Source organism: Halopenitus salinus (assembly GCF_055397165.1).
The window spans coordinates 216,880-231,661 of the sequence record NZ_AP043853.1 but is presented as its reverse complement, the minus strand read 5'-3'; the positions used below and the strand labels follow the sequence as shown (position 1 = coordinate 231,661).

The following is a 14,782-nucleotide window of genomic DNA, read 5'->3' as shown; positions in this document are numbered from 1 at the left end:
GGGTGGGCGGGAGGCGAGCCTCAGATCGCCAGCCCGATCGCGAACAGGACGGCGTGAGCCGCCAACAGCTTTCCGGTGCGTTCGAGGGCCGGGTTGAGGGCCTCGCCGCCGGTCTCGGTCGCGATCGTTCGAACGAGCGGGACGGCGAGGGGGACGGTCGCGAGCGGCGCGAGCGCCGTGAGGCCGTATCCGTCGGCGCCGAACGCGAACCAGACCGGAACGAGGTAGGCGAGCGCGGTCAACGCGGCGAACTGTATCCGGGAGAACCCATACCCGAACCGGACGGCGAGGGTGCGCTTTCCGGTCGTCGCGTCCTCCTCGCGGTCGCGGACGTTGTTGACGACGAGGACGTTCGTCGAGAGCGCGGCGACGGGCAGGCTCGCGATCACGGCCTGCAGCGTGACCGTTCCGGAGGGGATCGAGACCGGAAACGCGGGGGCGAGAAGCGCCGCCGCCTGCACGTAGTAGGTCCCGGTCACCGCCACGAGGCCGAAGAAGACGAACACGAAGACGTCGCCGAGCCCGTGGTACCCGAGGGGATAGGGCCCGCCGGTGTAGGCGATCCCGGCCGCGATCGACGCGATCCCGACGACGAGGATCGGGACCCCGCCGACTCCGACGAGGTAGATCCCGACGAGGACCGCGAGTCCGAAGACCGCCCACATCGCACGTTTGACCGCCGGCGGCTCGATGATGCCCGAAGCGGTGACCCGGGTGAACCCCTCGCGGTCGGGAGTGTCCGCGCCGCGAGCGGCGTCGTAGTAGTCGTTCGCGAAGTTGGTCCCGATCTGGATCAACGCGGCGCCGAGGAGGGCGGCGAACGCCGGAAGCGGCGCGAACACGCCGTCGTGGGAGGCGATCCCGACGCCGACGATCACCGGGGCGGCCGCCGCAGGGAGGGTCTGGGGGCGGGCCGCGAGGATCCAGGCCCTGGCTCGCGAGACCTCCGTGGTTCTCATTGCCGGTGGTTCGGGAGGGTCGTCCCTGAAGGTTGCCATCCGCCCCGCTCGGTGTCACTCGATCGTCGATCGGCGAACACCGGCCTCGAAGGCACCCGAGCGCTCGCGAACGAGAGTGGGGAGACCCCGTGGCTTTATGCATGGGACGGGCGCCAGGATTGACGGCCCACGGCGTATTCCTCAGAGGACGCCTCTGAAGAGCAGGACCGCAGAAACACCGGAGATGAGGGCGAGAAGGACGTTCTCGCTGCGCCACATCACGAGGAGGACCACCACGGCTGCGCTCCACTCCGCGGGGCCGGCGCTCGTCAGCTCGGGACCGAGGATGGAGACGATGATCGCACCGGGAAGCATCTCGAGTCCGGATTCAACTCGATCCGAGACGGTGAGACGTCCGAGAAGCCACAGTCCTCCCGCTTTCGTCGCGTAGGTCGTAACGCTCATCGCGAGGATGACGGCCACGACGAACGGTTCCAGCTGGAGTCTACCGATCAAACCGGATCACCTCCACGAGGCTGCCCGCGACTCCCCCGAGAAGGATGTACCACCGTCCGGGTAGATGCTGTGCACTGACGACGGCGACGCCGAAGGCGGTTATCCAGGGTAGCAGATTCGATTTACCCTCCCAGATGCCGACCGCAATGGCGATGAAGACGGCCGTGAGGACGAAATCGAGCCCGTACCGTGAGGGGTCACCGATCACACCGCCGGCGATCGAACCGACGACTGTCGCGGCGATCCAGAACGACCAGATCGCGAGCCCGCTTCCGAGGAGATACGCACCCTGTCGGCTCCCGGATTTGAGCTTTCCCATGGTGAGCGCCCAGTTTTCGTCCGCGGTAAAGAAGACGCTCCCGTACGCCTTCGACGGGGAGAGCTGACGGAACCACGGTCGCAGCGCAGCCCCCATCAGCACGTATCGGAGATTGACGACGAGCGTCGTCCCGACGACGGCGATCACGGGGATCGGAGTTTCCCAAAGCGTAATCGCGATCAGTTGGGCAGCCCCCGCGAGAACGGTCGCGCTCATGAGGGCCGCTTCCGCGACGGTTAAGCCGGCCTGTCGGGCGAGGACCCCGAAAACGATCCCGTACCCGGAAACGCCGAGCGCGATCGGGATACACTCGATGAAACCGTCCCGCAGGCCTCCAGCGGAAAATCGCATGGTCGGCTCGCTTCGTGTCTCCGTCCGATCCGATCCGTCTGTCGTCTCAGAGCTCATTCCTTCCATCCTCCGACCAACGCAGCCGGTTGTCAGTCGTCGACACCACGGTCACGACTCGGGTACGAGGTGAAATCGCCTAAAAGCTCGGAGAACTCGATTTCTCCTCGAGCGACGACCTATTCGTATCGGTGAATTCGACCTTCGGAGAGCACGCTCCCGAACAACTCCTCACCGCGCTCGGATAGCGTATACGACCCACCCTGGTTGTGAACGAACCGGTCAAGCTGACGGAGGTGGTAGTTGAGTTTCCCCTTATCGTCGATCGAGATCGAGTCTCGAAGCTCCGTGTAGGTGATCGGGCTCGATCGGTCGTGTAGGGAGACGAGGATCTCCAACCGGGTCGTATTCGAGAGAACTTCGAACACGGTGGTCGCATCCTCGATCTCGGACGTTTTGAGGGGCTCACTCGAGCGCTGAATCTCGCGGCCCCTAAAGTCACTATCGGGCCAGAGCCATTCGGGGATAGCCATGGTAGAACCGTTCTCGACGATGAATAATAAATCATGCTCGGTCATTCGTGGCTTCCGGGCGATCGGCCTCCGTTGCCCCCGAATCACTCGAGGACCAAAGCGGGATTCGGCCGACGATCCGGACCGACGTATCTCGATCCCGTTAATAGTGCCAGGGATACTCGCGGAACTCGGGTTCTCGACCCTCGAGGAACGCGTCGCGTCCCTCCTCCGCCTCCTCGGTCATGTAGGCGAGCCGGGTCGCCTCGCCGGCGAACAGCTGTTGGCCGACCATCCCGTCGTCGGAGAGGTTGAACGCGTACTTCAACATCCGCATCGCGGTCGGACTCTTTTTCGTCATCTCGTCGGCCCACTCCAGCGCGACCGTCTCGAGGTCCTCGTGGGGGACGACCTCGTTGACCATCCCCATGTCCGCGGCCTCCGTCGCCGAGTAGGTCTTCCCGCGGAAGAACACCTCCCTGGCGCGCTTTTGGCCGATCTGTTTGGCGAGATACGCCGACCCGAACCCGCCGTCGAAGGAGGCGACGTCGGGGTCGGTCTGGAGGAACTTCGCCTCCTCCTCGCTCGCGAGGGTGAGGTCACAGACGACGTGCAGCGAGTGGCCGCCGCCGACGGCCCATCCCGGAACGACGGCGACCACGGGTTTGGGCATGAAGCGGATCAGCCGCTGGACCTCGAGAACGTGGAGTCGGCCGGCCCGTGCCTCCCGGACGAGGTCGTCCTCCTCCTCGCCGGCCTCGTCGTCCTCGCGGTACTCGTAACCCGATCCGCCCCGGACGGACTGGTCGCCGCCGGCCGAGAATGCCCAACCGCCGTCCTTCGGGGAGGGGCCGTTTCCGGTGAGGAGCACACATCCCACGTCCGCCTGCTTGCGGGCGTGATCGAGGGCCGCGTAGAGCTCGTCGACGGTTCCCGGCCGGAACGCGTTTCGGACCGCGGGCCGGTCGATCGCGATCCGGACCGCCGGAACGTCGACCGCGCGGTGGTAGGTGACGTCCTCGAACTCCTCTGTCACCGGCTCCCAGGCGTCCGGATCGAAGATCTCCGAGACCATATCCCACCTGGGTCGGGGGAGATGTTAAAACTCGCCGGGTTCGCGGCTCGCGAGCGTCGCGCGGAGGCTATCCGTCGTCCCGATCCACGTCTCCGTCCCCGTTCGCGTCTCCATCTCCGTCCCCGTTCGCGTCCACGTTCTCCTCCAGCACGTCCCGAAGCGCGTCGATGTGCCCCTCGAGGACCGAGAGCGTCGCGTCGGCGTCAGCGTAGCCCTGGTCGTACTCCCCCAGCGTGACGTCGGCGTCCTCGAGGAACTCCTCGATCGCCCGGCGCGGATCGCGGGTATCGCCGCTCATGGACGCGACTCGGAGCTGGAGTCCGTTAAAGACGCCGTTCGGACGCCACGTCGATCGATCCTACCGGATCTCGACGTGTTCGGACTCCTCGTTGAGCGCGAGGTTGGCCGCGATCTCCGCGTTCCGCATCGCGTACTCCGCGGTGTGTTGGAGGCTGACGAGTACCTCTCTGACGCGCAACACCTCGTCGTTGTCCAGCTCGGGGAGGTCGTTGAGGATGTCCGACTCGCGGTCGCTTATCTCGTGAAAGAGGGCGCGACACTCCACGGTGAGGTCGTAATCGCGCTCCGCGACGGAACGGACCGCCATCGCCGTGAGCTCGTCGACCTGGTCCGTGAACTCGCGGATCCGCCGCATCGTGGACTGGTCGATGTCGAGGGTGTGGTTCTCGGTGTCGATGACGATCTCCGCGATGTCCTCCGCGTTGTCGGCGGTGAGTTCGAGGTTCTTCGCGACCGAGCGGTAGCCGATGAGGGGAAAGCCCGAATCGAGACCGACGGCCCGGGTCAGGTTCGGGTTCTGGTAGGCGGTGAAGATGAGCCGCAACATCAACACGAATATCTTGTTCGCCTGCCGTTCGCGGTTCAACGCGCGCTGGGCGAGATCGGTGTTGCCGTGTGCGAGCGCCTTGACGGCCTCGCCGCGCATCGTCGAACCCGTGTTCTCGAGCCGCTGCATGAGGTTGTCGAGCGTGAAGTCCTCGGGGTCGACCGAACACCGGATCGCGATGCTTTCGGGCGTCTCCTCGATGACGCCGAGACCCATGAGCTGGGTCTCCGCGCGGTAGACCGCGTTGATGTGGTCGCTTCCGAGCGGGCCGTCGCTCTCGACGTGGATCACCCGCCGTCCGAGCACGTACTGGGCGACGATTGCCCGCTCCAGGGCGCCCGAATCGAGGTTGTCCGCGAAGATGGTCGCCTCCGATTCCTCCGTGCTCGCCGACTCGGGGAGCACCGTGAGCGTTCCCTTCCCGCCCATCCGAAGCGAGACCTCGTCGCCCTTTTCGACGTCGTGTTCGCTCGCCCACTCGGCCGGCAGCGTCATCGCCAGCGTCGAGGGACCGAGCCGCTGGACCTTCCGCGTTTCCATACCGTGCCGTATTGTTCCAGTGACCTTAACCCTATCCCTATGTACATTATACACGATCCCAGAAATACAAGGTATTGAACGCCGATCGTAAAGAAGTCGCTCGAGGAGCGTGTGTTCCCGTTTTGAGGGCGGGGCGTGTCGCTCTCACGCGATGATCCGCATCGTCCAGGTCACCCCATGGTCCGAATCGTCCGGTCACGCGACGATCCGCATCATCCGCGTCTCGAACGCGCCGACGCGGACACGCGTCCACCCGGCCAGCTCGGCGTCGAGGTCCGGATCGTCGGTGTCGACCCGCAGAACGCGGAGATCGTCGAGCTTGCTCCTGGAGGCCACGATCGTGACCGAACACCGCCGGATCACCGCGGGCGACAGCTGCGGGTTCCCCCGGCCGAAGACGAACCCCTGACCGCCGATCGGCGAGACGACGATCTCGTTTTCCTCCCCGAGCGCATCCAGGATCTCCGACTCCGCGGCGTCGCGGGCGAGCACCTCGCCGTCCCGCCACACGTCGACGCCGAGCGGGGAGGGGTCGATCCCGAGTTCGTCCTCGATCGCGGCGACCGTCGATCCGGGCCCGAAGACGTAGGTCACCGCGGGATCGACGTCGGCGGCGAACCCCTCGGTGAGGGCCTCGACCGTGCCGCCGCCGAGCTGTTTGGCCGACTGCAGCTCGTCGGCCACGGGGACGGAGACGACGGCGCGAAGCTCGGGGGAAACCGTGCCCTCACGGTAGGCGTCCTCGTCGATATCCATCACTTCCCGTCGTTCGGTGCGCTCGAAGGAGACGACGACCGAGGCGGCGTCCTCGGGCGAGACCGCGAAGACCGACGAGTAGACCTTGACGCCGGCCGGGATCCCGAGCATCGGCGTGTCCGTCTCCTCGAGCACGCCCGCGACGTCGGTCGCGGTGCCGTCGCCGCCGACGAACGCGACGAGGTCGACGTCGGCATCCAGAAGGGCGGAAACGGCCGATCGGGTGTCCGCCGCGGTCGTCCCGGGATCCGCGTACGGGTCCTCGGCATCGTCATCACCGTCAGCGTCCGCCGACGAGGCCGCCGACGGATCAGGTCGATAGACGACGTCGGGGTCGAATCCGGCCTCCCGAACGAGACGCTCGCCCATCGGATCGCCGGCGGTCGAGATCCGGAGATCCGGACGCCTCTCGTGGAGTCGCACTAAGGCGCGTCGCGCGCGATCGGGCGCCCTCGGGGAGGCCCCGCGTTCGCGCGCCTCCGCGAGCTTCCCGTCCGTCCCCTTCAACCCGACTCGACCGCCCATCCCGGCGATCGGATTCACGACGACCCCGACGTGCATACCTCCCGTAGCTCCGCGGGAACATTAAAAGGGAGGAGGACGGAACCTGACGGAACGTGCGTGGCCAAAAGCGGTGACCCTGGCGCCCTCGGGTCGCTCTCACTCGGTCGGCGGATGTTCCTCGAGCGCCGCCTCGTCGGGCTCACAGCCCCATCCGGGTTCGTCGGGGAGTTGCAGGTTCCCGTCGCGGTATTCGGGCGTCCTGGTGAACAGATCGTCGTCCCAGGGCAGCCGCTCGATATCGGTCTCCATGGTGCGGAGGTTGGGCACGGCCGCCGCCCAGTGGGCGTTCATGAACGTCCCGAGGTGGCCGTAGTAGTTGTGCGGCGCCACGTGCAGCTGGTGGGCGTCGATCATGGAGGCGATCTTCGTGGTCTGTTGGACGCCGTTCCAGAGGGCGTCGATGATGACGACGTCCATCGCCTGCTCGCGCAGGAAGGGCACGAACGCCTCGTGGGGGACGAGCGCCTCTCCGGAGCTGATGGGATGGGGACTCTCACGCCGAACGTCCGCGAGCGCCGCCGCGTTCGGGGAGTCGATCTCGACCCAGAACAGGTCGACGTCCGAAAGCGCCTGCAGGGTTCGGATGTACCCCTCGGGCTTCATGTTGTAGTTGAGATCGAGGAGGATGTCGACGTCGGGGCCGGCGCCCTCCCGGAGCGCCTCGAGGTACTCCCGCTGTGCCTCGAGCTGATCGTCCTCGACGGTGAGAGAGGGGTGAAACGGCCGGCCGAATCCCGGCGCCCAGCCGGTCGGCTCCTCGCCGCGGAAGTCGAAGAGGTTGGTCTTGAGGGCCGAAAACTGGCTGTCGCGCACCTCGCGTCCCATCTCGACGACGTCCTCGAGGGTCTCCACCGGCTCGTACCACTCCGGCCGGGTGATGCGGTAGGTGCCACAGTGGGACCAGTAGACGGGGATCTCCTCGCGGACCGCCCCGCCGAGGAGGTCGACGCAGGGGACGCCGAGCGATTTCGCCTTCGCGTCGAGCAGCGCGTTCTCGATGGCGCCGAGCGCCATCGCCCCGACGCCGGTGTAGGACTGTCGCACCTCCGGGATGAGACGGGCGCGAACGCGCTCGATGTCGCTCACCGACTCGCCGACCACGATCGGCGCGAGGTCCTCGACGACCGTGGTGATGCCCGTGGCGCCGAGGTTCTCGTCGAACTCGCTCCAGCCCACCAGGCCGTCGTCGGTCGTCACGCGGACGAAGTGGTAGTTTCGCCATCCCGCGTCGCAGTGTCGCGTCTCGACGGATCGGATCGTGGTCATCGTTCTCACACCGCTCGTCAAGCGGACGCTCGAAAAGCGTTCCGGCCGAAGCGTCGAGCGGGGACGGACGGTCGCGTCCGGAGCGTCCGAGACGTCGGGGTGGACGCATCCGAAGGCTGAACGCTTAAGAAGGACCCCGGACAACCGGCGGACATGATCCCGCTTGCAAGCGAGTCGCCCACGCTGGCGATCCCGGAGACCGCGACCGCCGTCCTGCTCGTGAGCCTGCTTCTCGTCGCCGTCTGGCTCGCGTACCTCTATCGGTAGGCCCGTTCCGCCCCGATAGTCAGTCGCCGTTCGTCGGCGAGGAACACTACTCGCCGGCGGATTCCGGATGGGTCACCCGGTCGGCGAGCCACGCCGCCGCCTCCTCGGCGACGGAGGGCGAGTCGGCCGTGATCTTCACCCGAACGGTCCCTCCCGGATAAGACCCGACCGTCACTCCGAACCGATCGCGAAGCTCGATAAGCCGGTCGACGAGGGCGCTTTCCGGCTCGTCGGCCTCGACCGTCGTCGTGTATTTCGGGGTCCCGTCGAACGCCGATTCGATCCGCTCGAACATCGCCTTCATCTCGTCGGGGACGCCCGGAAGCACGTAGACGCTCTCGAGGGCCGCGCCCGGCGCCACGCCCTCCTCGTTCGGGATCATGCGTGCGCCGGACGGCAGGTCGGCGGTCCCGTCGGTCAGGTCCGCGGCGCTGTATCCTCCCTCGCTTTCGAGCCACTCCACCGCCTCGGGATCCTGCGCGAGCGAGCGGCCGAAGGCGGCCGCGACGGCCTCCATCGTGACGTCGTCGTGGGTCGGTCCCAGTCCGCCGGTGACGATCACGGCGTCGTACTCGGCGCGGTACTCGTTGACGACTCTCGCGATCGTCGCCACGTCGTCGGAGATCGTCGTCACGCGTGCGACGTCGACGCCCCGATCGGAGAGGCGAGCACACAGCCAGGTGGCGTTCGTGTTCTCGATGTCCCCCGAAAGCAGCTCGTCCCCGACGGTGACGATCGCGACTCGCATGGCGACCCGTTGGCGTGGCGGGCTCAAAATCCCGTCGCTGTCGCGATCACGGACCGAGGCGCGTGTCCAGGGTGGACGATCGTGTCCGGAATCGACAGTCGTGATGCCGTATCGAGGATCGTGGTTCCGAATCGACGCCCGCTCCGGTCACCGCATTCCCGGCGGCGGCCCGTCGTCGCGGAAGTCGTCGGCTTCGTCCTCCTCCTCGACGTCGAGGCCCATCTCCCGGCGGGTCTCGCGAAGCTCCTCGAGCTGGCGTTTGAAGTAGAGGTAGCCGGCCGTCCCGATCCCGGTCGCGATCACGAGGATCCCGACGAAGATCGGGAGGTCGCGCTCGCGGTAGGCCTGCACGACGACGGCTCCGGACGTGACCTCCTCCCAGACGAGGCGCTCGCGTCCGTCGGCCGTCTCCTCGACCTCGTAGCCCCGCGGCGAGCCGTGTCCGAACAGCCAGAACTCGGTGGTGTATCCCTCCGGCAGGACGACCTCGTAGGAGCCGTCCACGTAGGTCCGCGCCAGGAATCGCCGCGGCGAGCCGTCGCCGGCGTAGGCGATCTGCCCGTCGGCCATCTCCTCGCCGAACCGCACCCAGACCTCGTCGGGCGTCTGTTCGATCTCGCCGCCGCGCTCGCGGAACTGCGAGCCGTTGATCACGGTGCCGTTCGCGTATCGGTACCGGAACGCCCGAAACTCGAGCGGCTCCTCGATCCCGTAGCCGGTCTCGTCGTAGAGGCGGAGCTCCTCGCGGTCGGTAACGTTGCTGACCGTGAGATACGTCCCGCCGGAGCGGAACTCGATGCGGACGTCCGCCTCCGTGTCCCACTCGTAGTCGCCCGGGGGCTCCGCGTCGAGCGTCTCGTTGGAGATCTCGCCGCCGCCGGTGACGTATCCGAGACAGCCGGCGCTCGCCGCGAGGAGAGCGACCGTGGCGAGCGCGAGCAGAAACCGTCGATTCACGTGTAACTGTGTGCGTTTGGAGGTGGTTCTCTCGATCAGACGACACACCGCATCTCGGCCGGCAGGTACGATCCGATCGCCGCGAGCAACCCCGGCGGGTCGGTCTCCTCCCGACAGATGACGCTCTGTTCGAGGAGGCCGAGCCGCTCCACGGTGACGATGTCGCGGGCGTGGCCGGCGCGGTTGATCGTGGCGCGAACCTCCCCGCGGGTCGCGGAGTTCACGTTGAGGCGGCCGGGGCCACGCTGCCACTCGTAGAGTCGGTCGCGTTCGGCGTCGGCGAGCCGGGAGGTCGCCGACGAGTTCGATCCGTCGCCGGTACCGTTCCCGTCGGCCTCGCCGCCTCCCGGATCCGCGTAGACGAACTGCATCGGGAGGTGTTGCACCAGGCCGAATCGTTCGACGACCTGTTCGGGCGTTCCCGTGCCGAGGCCGAGGCGATCGGCGGGGATCCGAACGTCCTCGCCCGCGTCGAGGACGAATCCGTCCGCGTCCCACGACTCGAGCGTTCCAACGTACTCCTCGCCGGGCTCGAACCCCTCGTCGTGGGCGACGATCTCGCCCCACTCCTCGGCGAGGGCGTTGCGTGCGACAGCGGCGTCCTCGCCGGTGAGATCGACCTGCACGAACCCGTCGGCGCGCACGCCGACCTGCCACTCGACGTGGAGGTCGCCGACCGCGTTCTCGACGAGCGATCCCATCCCGTCGAGCGAGCGCTCTCGGGCGTCGCCCTCGACGTAACACTTGGTCGCGAGGACGACCATCAGCGGGTCACGTCCACGTTGAGTTCGTCTCGCAGATCGTCGAGCCGTCGCTCCATGGACTCGACGAGCCGGTCGTTGTCCATCGACTCGATGGGCGAGCCGCACTCCGGACACTCGAAGCCGAGGTCCATCGCCTCGCCGAACTCGAAGCGGATCGAACACACCTCACAGAGGTAGAACTCGTGGGTGCGCTCGTACTCCTCGCGTTCCTCCAGGGCGTCGAGGAGCGCGTACATCTCCTCCTCGAGGTTCTCCGGGATGTTCTCGTACTCGAAGGTCCACAGATAGGTGAGCCACCCGGAGTCCTCGTCTCGAACGCGGCGGTAGGAGGCGAGGTCGTTCTCGTAGAGAATGAACAGCGCGCGACGGACGTCGTTGAGCTCCAAGCCGAGGTCCTCGGCGAGCTCCTCGTCCGTCACCTCGCCCTCCGGCGGCGCGGCGGCCACCGGCATCCCTGTCGGACCGACCAACTCGTGTAGGTACTTTTGAATGACGGGGTCGTTCAACAGGTCCTCAAAAGCCATTAGGGTCTCCTCCGGTCGGCGGTCGTTTAAAACATTCGAACCAGTCATCGACACGAGGGATTCCCCGTCCGTCGCCAGACTCTTGTGAGAACCGGTCGTGGCGACGAGCATGGACGAGGGCGCGAGCACGGACGGACAAGCGGACACGGAGCGTGGCGCCGGCGTGGGCGCGCAGGCGGACACGAACCACGGAACGAGCGTGGACGACGAAGCGGACACGAACGACGGAGCGAACGTGAACGACGGAACGAACGCGAAAGCCGGAACGAACGCGAAAGCCGGAACGAACGCGAAAGCCGGAACGAGCGGGAACGATGCGGCGGGGGTGGAAACCGACGGGGAACGAGACGGGGACGATCGCGGAACGCCCTCCCCCGCCGAGCTGGTCGGCGCGGCCCTGCTCGCCGCCGTCCCGATCACGCTCGCGGCAGTCCCCGCGGCGCTCGTGGCCCGTCTCGTCCCGGTCGACGCGATGGTCGCCGTTCCGGTCGCCGCGGGCGTCGCCCTGATCGGGTCCTACGCGGTTGGGCCCGCACTCGTCGATCGGGCGATCTCGGAGATGGCGCCGATGGAGGCGAACGGAGCCGAACGTCTGCGAGAGCGGGTTTCGGAGGCCGCACGCTCGAACGGCCACCCCCCTCCGACGGTCCGAGTCGTTCGGCGCTCGGCCGTCACCCTCGGCGTCGCGACGACGCGGACGGGAACGACGCTCGTCGTCCCCTCGCGGCTGTCCGAACTCGACGATCCGGCCTTCGAGGCGATGGTCCTGCACGCACTGGCGCGGGCGGATTCACGGAACGCGCGGCTCACGACGGCGCTGCTTCCCGCGGCGCTTCTGGTCGAGGCGATCCGGCTGCTCGCGAGCGGCCTCCTGTCGCACCGGCCCTCCGGCGGGGACGATCGCCCGCTGGCGTTCGGCGACGATGGCGGCGGCGATCGATCGATACCGTGGGTCGTATACGCCCTCTCCGGGGCGGTACTGCTCGTCGCCGTCACGCCGTGGTGGCTGCTGCTTGCGGTCGGCGACCGGCTCCTCGTCGGTCGGGGACGCGTGGCGGCCGATCGTGCGGTCGCGAGCCGTGGACGGGCGGACGAGCTCGCCGACGCGCTCGAGTACGCACGGGACGCGAGCGGCCACCGGGAGTGGGCTCCCGAGATCGATCGCCTCGCCGTGGTTCCGATGGGGGAGATAGAGAGCCGTCGGATGCGGGGCAGGGGTCGCGGCGGGCTCCGCGTCAGGATCGCCAAACTTCGATCGAAGCGGCCGGTGTGAACGGGTCCGCCGCTACTCCGTTTCTCCCTCATCCGCGATCTCCGAGGCGTCGACGACCGTCTTGCCGCGCGCCTCCGGACGGACGATGCGGTCGGCGTCGGCCCACTCGCGATCGAGCTCTCGACCCTCGAAGAGGCGGTCGAGGAACACGGCGAGCCCCGCGACCTCCGAGTGCGGCTGGTTGGTCACGGCGACGTTGAACGTCGCGTGTTCGTACAGCTCCCAGGGGACCTTCTCGCCGCCGACCACGACGAGCAGCGGGGCGTCGGCGTGGGCATCTCGAACGTCCGTTTCCACCGTCTGGACCGGCTCGCCGTACATGGTGAGGTGGGCGATCGCGCCGTCCCACTCGCGGACGAACGAGGCCTGGTCCTCCCGGAGTTCGACCTCGAAGGGGCCGCCGAAGCGGTCGGTGATGTCCCGGACGGTCTCGGCCGACTGGCCGGCGTTGTCGGGGAGGACGACCCGGTCGGCCCCGAGCGCCCGCGCCGTGAGCCCGACGTGGGTCGTCATGCGGTCGTCACGGCCCGGCCGGTGTCCGAACCGGAGGACCGCGACCTCGCGTGTCTCCTGCATGGACCGAAGTTCGCCGCCGGACGGGTAGTGGCTTTCGTCACGGACCGGAACGCACTTGCGGTGCGAACCGGGAGGTCGAGCATGGACCTCTCGGACGCGAACGTGCTGATCACGGGCGGGGCGGGGCTGGTCGGCAGCCATCTGGCGAGCGAGCTTCTCGGCGAGGCCGAAACCGTGCGGGTCATCGACGACCTCTCGAAGGGCGACCGCGACCGGATCCCGGAGGGCGTCGAGTTCGTCCGCGGCGACGTCACCGACACGGACGACCTGGCGGAGGCGCTCACGGCTGAGATCGACGTCGTCTTCCACTTTGCGGCCTACACCGACACGAACTACGACGACGACCGGACGCTCTTCGAGGAGAACACGGAGATGACCTACAACGTCCTCGAGCGGATGTCCGAGGTGGGCGTCGACGCGATCGCCTTCACCTCCTCCTCGACGGTCTACGGGGAGGCCCCCCGGCCGACGCCGGAGGACTACGCGCCCCTCGCGCCGATCTCCATCTACGGCTCCTCGAAGCTGGCCGACGAGGCGCTGTTGTCGACGTACGCTCACTCCTACGGGATGACCGTCTGGAACTTCCGGTTCGCGAACATCGTCGGCCCCCACCAGCGGGGCAACGTCGTGCCGGACTTCATCGAGAAGCTTCAGGCGGACCCGGGGACGCTCACCATCCTCGGCGACGGCCGCCAGGAGAAGTCGTACCTCCACGTGAGCGGGTGCGTCGACGCGATCCGCCACGTCGTCGAACACGCCGACGACGCGTTCAACGTCTACAACCTCGGAACCCGGACCACGACGTCGGTGACGCGGATCGCGGACATCGTAAGCGAGGAGATGGGCCTCGACCCGGACTACGAGTACACCGGCGGCGACCGGGGATGGACCGGCGACGTCCCGAAGATGCGGCTGTCGATCGAGAAGCTCTCGGCGCTCGGCTGGGAGCCGTCGGGCTCGAGCGACGAATCGGTCCGACGGGCGACCCGCGAGCTGATCGCGGAGATCGCTCCCGAGCACGCGGCCGAATAGGGACACACGGCCACCCGGCCGTGCAACATTCATAAGCGATCACGACCCCTTTCTCCATACGTGCAGGTCGTCGGATACGACACGGGCGTCGGCGGGGACGAGGGCTCTCGACCGGCGGGACTGCTCGTGGCCCGCCACGACGGGACGGGCGGCGAGGACGGCGGAAGCGACGAGGGCGGCGGAAGCGACGAGGGCGGCGGAGGCGACGAGGGCGGCGGAGGCGACGAGGACGAGCCATCACCTCCGGTCGAGCGCATCGATCTCGCGCCCGGGACGGACCTCGACTACTCGCTCGGCGAGCGCCGGTGTGCGGGAACGATCCACGACGGACGCCACATCTCGTGTTCGGCCGACCGGGCGCCCCGCTGTCCCTCCCACGAGGACGTCTGGGTCTGTGCGCGCTGTACGGGGACCTGCCTGAAGGCGGAGATGGACTGTCACGAGGAGCACGCGGTCTACCTCGCCGCGTTCGCCCCCGACCGGTTCAAGGTCGGCGTGACGCGCTCGTGGCGGCTCGCGACGCGCCTCGAGGAGCAGGGGGCCGACCGAGGCGTCCGGATCCGGACGGTCGAGAACGGCCGGATCGCCCGCGAGATCGAGGCGGAACTCGCGGGCGAGATCGACGGGCTCGTCGATCGGGTTCGCGTCGCCGACAAGCGGGCCGGGATCGCGGCGTCGATCGACGAGGCGGCCTGGAGCGATCTCCTCGAACGCTTCGACCCGGATCGCCGGTTCGCCTTCGACTACGGACTGGACCTCGCCGAGCGCCCGATGTCCGAGACGATGGCGTCGGGGCAAGTCCTGGGAACGAAGGGACGCCTGCTCGTCCTCGAGCGCGATGGATCGACCTACGCGATCGACCTGCGCGATCTGGTCGGCCACGAGTTGGTGGCCGGACGGTCGACGCGTGACATCCAGTCGAGCCTCGGCGCGTTCGATACGTGACGATCTCCCGAACAC

General features: G+C 67.7%; 17 protein-coding genes. 3 read left to right on the top strand and 14 right to left on the bottom strand.

Annotated features, from left to right (window positions below; genetic code table 11):
* Positions 1–20: 20 nt before the first annotated feature.
* From ACZ5YD_RS02875 to ACZ5YD_RS02815, 13 genes are all read right to left on the bottom strand, one after another.
* Complete coding sequence (locus tag ACZ5YD_RS02875) at positions 21–959, bottom strand: 1,4-dihydroxy-2-naphthoate polyprenyltransferase (RefSeq protein WP_379746248.1); 939 nt, start codon at positions 957–959, stop codon at positions 21–23.
* Between the two features lie 180 nt (positions 960–1,139).
* Positions 1,140–1,451 (bottom strand): AzlD family protein, encoded by a 312-nt coding sequence (locus ACZ5YD_RS02870; protein WP_379746347.1) that lies wholly within the window; start codon positions 1,449–1,451, stop codon positions 1,140–1,142.
* On the bottom strand, positions 1,444–2,181 hold the full coding sequence (locus ACZ5YD_RS02865; protein WP_379746251.1) for an AzlC family ABC transporter permease: 738 nt from the start codon (positions 2,179–2,181) through the stop codon (positions 1,444–1,446). Before ACZ5YD_RS02865 ends, ACZ5YD_RS02870 begins: the two co-directional genes overlap by 8 nt.
* Positions 2,182–2,300: 119 nt before the next feature.
* Positions 2,301–2,699 (bottom strand): DUF7347 domain-containing protein, encoded by a 399-nt coding sequence (locus tag ACZ5YD_RS02860; RefSeq protein WP_379746254.1) that lies wholly within the window; start codon positions 2,697–2,699, stop codon positions 2,301–2,303.
* A gap of 97 nt (positions 2,700–2,796) precedes the next feature.
* On the bottom strand, positions 2,797–3,708 hold the full coding sequence (locus ACZ5YD_RS02855) for a 1,4-dihydroxy-2-naphthoyl-CoA synthase (RefSeq protein ID WP_379746257.1): 912 nt from the start codon (positions 3,706–3,708) through the stop codon (positions 2,797–2,799).
* Positions 3,709–3,775: 67 nt separating this feature from the next.
* Positions 3,776–4,006 carry a hypothetical protein gene (locus ACZ5YD_RS02850; protein WP_379746260.1) on the bottom strand — a complete coding sequence of 77 codons (231 nt, stop codon included), beginning with the start codon at positions 4,004–4,006 and terminating at the stop codon, positions 3,776–3,778.
* A 60-nt stretch (positions 4,007–4,066) separates the two neighbouring features.
* Positions 4,067–5,095: a PhoU domain-containing protein gene (locus tag ACZ5YD_RS02845; RefSeq protein ID WP_379746263.1), complete on the bottom strand. Its 1,029-nt coding sequence runs from the start codon at positions 5,093–5,095 to the stop codon at positions 4,067–4,069.
* A gap of 195 nt (positions 5,096–5,290) precedes the next feature.
* On the bottom strand, positions 5,291–6,412 hold the full coding sequence (locus tag ACZ5YD_RS02840; RefSeq protein ID WP_379746266.1) for an ATP-NAD kinase family protein: 1,122 nt from the start codon (positions 6,410–6,412) through the stop codon (positions 5,291–5,293).
* Between the two features lie 99 nt (positions 6,413–6,511).
* Positions 6,512–7,681, bottom strand: a complete 1,170-nt coding sequence (locus ACZ5YD_RS02835; protein ID WP_379746269.1) for a mandelate racemase/muconate lactonizing enzyme family protein — start codon at positions 7,679–7,681, stop codon at positions 6,512–6,514.
* 313 nt (positions 7,682–7,994) lie between these two features.
* A complete protein-coding gene (locus tag ACZ5YD_RS02830; RefSeq protein ID WP_379746272.1) occupies positions 7,995–8,696 on the bottom strand; it encodes a competence/damage-inducible protein A in 702 nt (233 codons plus the stop codon).
* 147 nt (positions 8,697–8,843) lie between these two features.
* Positions 8,844–9,653, bottom strand: a complete 810-nt coding sequence (locus ACZ5YD_RS02825) for a DUF5803 family protein (RefSeq protein ID WP_379746274.1) — start codon at positions 9,651–9,653, stop codon at positions 8,844–8,846.
* A gap of 35 nt (positions 9,654–9,688) precedes the next feature.
* Positions 9,689–10,417, bottom strand: a complete 729-nt coding sequence (locus tag ACZ5YD_RS02820; protein ID WP_379746277.1) for a DUF2110 family protein — start codon at positions 10,415–10,417, stop codon at positions 9,689–9,691.
* Complete coding sequence (locus tag ACZ5YD_RS02815; protein ID WP_379746280.1) at positions 10,417–10,941, bottom strand: transcription factor; 525 nt, start codon at positions 10,939–10,941, stop codon at positions 10,417–10,419. Before ACZ5YD_RS02815 ends, ACZ5YD_RS02820 begins: the two co-directional genes overlap by 1 nt.
* A gap of 109 nt (positions 10,942–11,050) precedes the next feature.
* On the opposite strand from ACZ5YD_RS02815, the gene ACZ5YD_RS02810 reads away from it, so the two are divergent.
* Positions 11,051–12,214 (top strand): M48 family metalloprotease, encoded by a 1,164-nt coding sequence (locus ACZ5YD_RS02810; protein ID WP_379746283.1) that lies wholly within the window; start codon positions 11,051–11,053, stop codon positions 12,212–12,214.
* A 12-nt stretch (positions 12,215–12,226) separates the two neighbouring features.
* On the opposite strand, the gene ACZ5YD_RS02805 is transcribed toward ACZ5YD_RS02810, so the two are convergent.
* The gene (locus ACZ5YD_RS02805) at positions 12,227–12,790 is read right to left on the bottom strand and encodes a tRNA (cytidine(56)-2'-O)-methyltransferase (RefSeq protein WP_379746286.1); all 564 of its coding nucleotides are present in this window, start codon (positions 12,788–12,790) and stop codon (positions 12,227–12,229) included.
* A gap of 81 nt (positions 12,791–12,871) precedes the next feature.
* Here ACZ5YD_RS02805 and ACZ5YD_RS02800 point away from each other — a divergent pair, with 81 nt between their 5' ends.
* Positions 12,872–13,822 (top strand): NAD-dependent epimerase/dehydratase family protein, encoded by a 951-nt coding sequence (locus ACZ5YD_RS02800; RefSeq protein WP_379746289.1) that lies wholly within the window; start codon positions 12,872–12,874, stop codon positions 13,820–13,822.
* 60 nt (positions 13,823–13,882) lie between these two features.
* Positions 13,883–14,767, top strand: coding sequence for a DUF2797 domain-containing protein (locus tag ACZ5YD_RS02795; protein ID WP_379746292.1), 885 nt, complete (start codon positions 13,883–13,885; stop codon positions 14,765–14,767).
* Positions 14,768–14,782: the final 15 nt, after the last annotated feature.

Excerpts from the sequence above, each read along its gene's own strand:
- ACZ5YD_RS02840 (WP_379746266.1), bottom strand. The coding sequence starts at position 6,412 with ATGCACGTCGGGGTCGTCGTGAATCCGATCGCCGGGATGGGCGGTCGA.
- ACZ5YD_RS02860 (WP_379746254.1), bottom strand. The coding sequence starts at position 2,699 with ATGACCGAGCATGATTTATTATTCATCGTCGAGAACGGTTCTACCATG.
- ACZ5YD_RS02800 (WP_379746289.1), top strand. The coding sequence starts at position 12,872 with ATGGACCTCTCGGACGCGAACGTGCTGATCACGGGCGGGGCGGGGCTG.
- ACZ5YD_RS02820 (WP_379746277.1), bottom strand. The coding sequence starts at position 10,417 with ATGGTCGTCCTCGCGACCAAGTGTTACGTCGAGGGCGACGCCCGAGAG.
- ACZ5YD_RS02850 (WP_379746260.1), bottom strand. The coding sequence starts at position 4,006 with ATGAGCGGCGATACCCGCGATCCGCGCCGGGCGATCGAGGAGTTCCTC.
- ACZ5YD_RS02855 (WP_379746257.1), bottom strand. The coding sequence starts at position 3,708 with ATGGTCTCGGAGATCTTCGATCCGGACGCCTGGGAGCCGGTGACAGAG.
- ACZ5YD_RS02875 (WP_379746248.1), bottom strand. The coding sequence starts at position 959 with ATGAGAACCACGGAGGTCTCGCGAGCCAGGGCCTGGATCCTCGCGGCC.
- ACZ5YD_RS02805 (WP_379746286.1), bottom strand. The coding sequence starts at position 12,790 with ATGCAGGAGACACGCGAGGTCGCGGTCCTCCGGTTCGGACACCGGCCG.
- ACZ5YD_RS02845 (WP_379746263.1), bottom strand. The coding sequence starts at position 5,095 with ATGGAAACGCGGAAGGTCCAGCGGCTCGGTCCCTCGACGCTGGCGATG.
- ACZ5YD_RS02865 (WP_379746251.1), bottom strand. The coding sequence starts at position 2,181 with ATGAGCTCTGAGACGACAGACGGATCGGATCGGACGGAGACACGAAGC.
- ACZ5YD_RS02815 (WP_379746280.1), bottom strand. The coding sequence starts at position 10,941 with ATGGCTTTTGAGGACCTGTTGAACGACCCCGTCATTCAAAAGTACCTA.
- ACZ5YD_RS02835 (WP_379746269.1), bottom strand. The coding sequence starts at position 7,681 with ATGACCACGATCCGATCCGTCGAGACGCGACACTGCGACGCGGGATGG.
- ACZ5YD_RS02830 (WP_379746272.1), bottom strand. The coding sequence starts at position 8,696 with ATGCGAGTCGCGATCGTCACCGTCGGGGACGAGCTGCTTTCGGGGGAC.
- ACZ5YD_RS02810 (WP_379746283.1), top strand. The coding sequence starts at position 11,051 with ATGGACGAGGGCGCGAGCACGGACGGACAAGCGGACACGGAGCGTGGC.